Here is a 3692-nt window from a genome sequence, read left to right on the forward strand (position 1 = left end):
TGCAAATTATTTTGCTGACTATAAACTAAAAAATGTTAGCGATTTGAAAATTTTTTCTGAAAAAATGAAGGAATATGAAAACAAAGGTGATGATTTGGTTCACGAAGTAACTAAAGATTTACATAATGCTTTCATCACCTATATAGAACGTGAGGATATTTTGACACTGACAATGAGTATGGATGATGTTTTAGATGGCTTAGAGCATACTGCTGCACTCTTTGAAATGTATTCCATTATCAATGCTGATGATTATATGCTTAAGTTTGTTGATGCCATCCGCAGTTGTGCAGCCGAAATTGAAATAGCGGTTGAAATGCTGGCCTCAAAGAAATTACTAAACATGCGGGAGCATGCCATCAAAATTAAAGATTTGGAATCAAAATGTGATGGGATTTTACGTGAATCAATTACACATTTGTTTGCTAATGAAAAAGACCCGATTCGTATTATTCAATATAAAGAAATCTATGAAGAGCTTGAAAACATTGCGGACTTCTGTCAGGTTGTGGCCAATACATTAGAAACGATTATCATGAAGAATGCATAATCACATTTATGTTAAAGATTATTTCAAGTCCATACATTTTTGGAGGTACCCATGACGATTATCGTTATCATCCTTATACTTGCCTTAATCTTCGAATTCATAAATGGTTTTCATGATACCGCCAACGCAATTGCCATGTCCGTGTCTACAAAGGCTTTATCACCACGATTTGCGGTTATCTATGCAGGCGGTTTAAACTTTGTCGGGGCATTAACTTCACAAGCGGTTGCGAAATCGATTGGCGGAAAAATTGCCGATCCTTTTCAAATTGAAAATGGATCGCTAATCGTCATCGCAGCTCTTATTGCTGCGATTTTTTGGAACCTATTAACTTGGTATTATGGGATTCCCTCTTCTTCATCCCACACCTTAATCGGTTCAGTGGCTGGTGCAGTTATTTTTGGATCTGGTCTAACTTCTATAAACTGGGAAGGATTCACCGATATTATTAAAGCTCTCATCATTTCTCCTTTTTTAGCGTTTGCAGTAGGATTTATCATCATGAAACTATTAGCGATTATCTTCAAGAACGTAAATCCTTACCGTGCAACTCGTGGTTTTCGAGGATTCCAAATCGTAGCTTCTGGATTAGCAGCATTCTCTCATGGAGGAAATGATGGTCAAAAAACCATGGGGATCATTGTTTTTGCCTTGGTTGCTGGTGGTTTTCAATCCACGTTAGATGTACCATTTTGGGTTCAAGTACTTTGTGCCGGGACCATTGGTTTAGGAACCATGATTGGTGGAATGCGTATTATTAAAACAGTTGCAAAAAAAATATTTAAGGTAAAACCGATCAATGGATTTGCAGCAGATCTATCCTCATTTATCGTATTACAAGGTGCCACCATGCTAGGATTACCAGTATCGACAACCCATGTATCCTCATCTTCCATTTTAGGTGTGGGTTCTTCAAAACGGTTTCGGGGGGTAAATTGGGGAGTGGCCATAAGAATTGTTACAACATGGGTCATTACACTCCCGATATCGGCATTAATAGCTGGTTTAATCATGATGATATTGAAAATTTTTGTATAAGTATGATATCTGCTGATAACAATGGTTCAGTATTTTTACACAGGGTCAGATATTGTGAAACATAAAAAAGAGTAGTAATAAACNNGTTTATTACTACTCTTTTTAAAATTCAACAGTTTATGATTGGGCATAATTTAAATGTCACATGTCAGCGGATTGGAAGGAGGAACAAAATGATACACCAACTTACCATGTATTTTCCTTTACTGTTTACCATGATACTTTTGATTTTCGCTTGTATATATGCTGATTGGAAAAATTGGAGGATCTATTACCCAACCATCGTATTCACCGTCTGTATTGACTTTTTCATCACGATTCTTACATATGAACACTCATTGTGGTATTTCCATAAAGCATTTTTAGCTCCTAATCATACCGTTGCTGATTTTTTTATAGCTTTTACCAACTATCCCCTAATCGTATTAGTTTTTCTTTCACTTTATCCTTATAAGGCACAGATATGGAGAAAACTTGCCTATATTTTCATTTGGAGTAGTTTATTTACGGTGATAGAGACCATTTTTTTATTTTTGAAACTCTTGTCTTATCACCATGTGTGGACCTTTTGGTGGTCATATGTGGTTTGGATTTTCATTTTTATGGCTATCATCATACATCAGAAAACACCTTTATTTGCTTGGCTTCTCTGTTTTTCATGTACCATTTTTCTTATTCTCTATTTTCATATACCTGTTTTAAAAATGAAATAACTATGATCAAAAAAAAGCTGGCCTCTACCATTTGTAGAGAACCAACTAAAATTTATTCATAGATCTTGTAAGGAAACATAGAGCCTGTCCCTAAAAAACATTAGAGTGTTTCCGATTCTAGTCGGAATCCTTCGACAACCACATCTTCATCAATCTCTAATAATAGGCACCGTTTTCCTTGATACATAATATATTTTACATTTTTCAGGTCTTTCGGACTGATCGAAACATCTGCCACCTTGGTATTAATTTTTATGGATTTAGGAACTAAACTACTAGCTTTGAATTCATGGTTCTCATCATCTAAGACGCTCTTAAAGGCATGTTCCACTTTGGCCGTCTCTACATTTTCAACTCCGCTTACCGTTAAGATCCGTTCAATGTCCCGAGAATCCAACATAGGGGCTTCACTTTCCTCATTTTCTTCATTCTCTTGCACCATTTTATCGATTTCCTCATACATATTGGAAATAACCCTGGAATCCACTTCGTTTCCTATTACTTCTTTTAAAATGAGTTCGAAACTGTCCTTATTTTCCTGTGCTGTCATGATCACTTCACAATTAAGAACCTCTTCAATAAATCTTCCATCTGGTTGATTCGGTTTTCCCGCAGAATATAGAATATGATTCACATCTGCAGCATTGTCATTAAAAGCAGGGAACAGAAAACCTGACAATGGAGATGCTAAATTGATAATGGGATCAAAAACGGTATTTGGTTTGAATTTTTTCTCGATATAATCAAATAGCAAGGCCTTTTTCGGCTGATCCGTTTTATTAAGACTGCAAAGGATAAACTGGTTGGAAAAGACTTCATCATCCCCGCCCTCTCCGCTTTCCTCATCCCGTTTCTTGGTTGGTTTTCGATATTCTCCCCGGATAAACGTCACCATCGTATCAAATTCATAGGTAATATCAGCAAACATTTTCTCCACGATTTGGAGCATGTTTTCTTTCCAATCTTCGGAATCCACTTGTAATCCTTCGTAGAGGATGGTTTGTGTGCTGTCTTCTACATCCCGACTAAATTTCAGCTCAAATAGCTTGGAATCAAGAGAACCTGTCAAAACTTTCTTAAAGTTAGTCAAAAATAATTCTTGTGTTTCTTGTTCTAGCATTTGAAACGGTTGACTGACTTCATGATAAATCTCACCGGATTCTTTTTTCACATAAACATTAAAGATTTCTTGAATTTGCAGGTAGTAATTGTCTAATTTAAATTGCTTACGGATATTAGCGATATCTTGTTTATTCATTTATCTCAACTCCCATTCCTGATTATACTGTTCAAATTTAAAAATAGGAATACTTATAAACTCATAGGTTCGAATCAGAGTTACAACTTTTTACAAATTCAGTCTTGAATATCTTTAAACTGGAATATCCTTT

Annotated in this window: 4 protein-coding genes; 3 read left to right on the plus strand and 1 reads right to left on the minus strand. The window is 35.7% G+C overall.

The window, feature by feature from the left end; translation table 11 throughout:
* The 3 genes from V7137_RS26020 to V7137_RS30805 all read left to right on the plus strand — a co-directional run.
* Positions 1–550: DUF47 domain-containing protein (locus V7137_RS26020; protein ID WP_335700760.1), on the plus strand; the 550-nt coding region annotated here is incomplete at its 5' end.
* 51 nt (positions 551–601) lie between these two features.
* Positions 602–1588: an inorganic phosphate transporter gene (locus tag V7137_RS26025; RefSeq protein WP_335700761.1), complete on the plus strand. Its 987-nt coding sequence runs from the start codon at positions 602–604 to the stop codon at positions 1586–1588.
* A 215-nt stretch (positions 1589–1803) separates the two neighbouring features.
* Entirely contained in the window at positions 1804–2301 is a 498-nt protein-coding gene (locus V7137_RS30805) for a CBO0543 family protein (RefSeq protein ID WP_420490182.1), read from the plus strand.
* A 100-nt stretch (positions 2302–2401) separates the two neighbouring features.
* Here the strand turns inward: V7137_RS30805 and V7137_RS26030 are convergent, their stop codons facing one another.
* On the minus strand, positions 2402–3559 hold the full coding sequence (locus V7137_RS26030; RefSeq protein WP_335700762.1) for a DUF4317 domain-containing protein: 1158 nt from the start codon (positions 3557–3559) through the stop codon (positions 2402–2404).
* Positions 3560–3692 lie beyond the last annotated feature (133 nt).

The sequence above is a fragment of the Neobacillus drentensis genome, from assembly GCF_036962765.1.
GTDB lineage: Bacteria > Bacillota > Bacilli > Bacillales > Cytobacillaceae > Neobacillus > Neobacillus drentensis_C.

Bases quoted from the DNA above. Each gene is read 5' to 3' on its own strand.
- V7137_RS26025 (WP_335700761.1), top strand. From the start codon at position 602: ATGACGATTATCGTTATCATCCTTATACTTGCCTTAATCTTCGAATTC.
- V7137_RS30805 (WP_420490182.1), top strand. From the start codon at position 1,804: ATGATACTTTTGATTTTCGCTTGTATATATGCTGATTGGAAAAATTGG.
- V7137_RS26030 (WP_335700762.1), bottom strand. From the start codon at position 3,559: ATGAATAAACAAGATATCGCTAATATCCGTAAGCAATTTAAATTAGAC.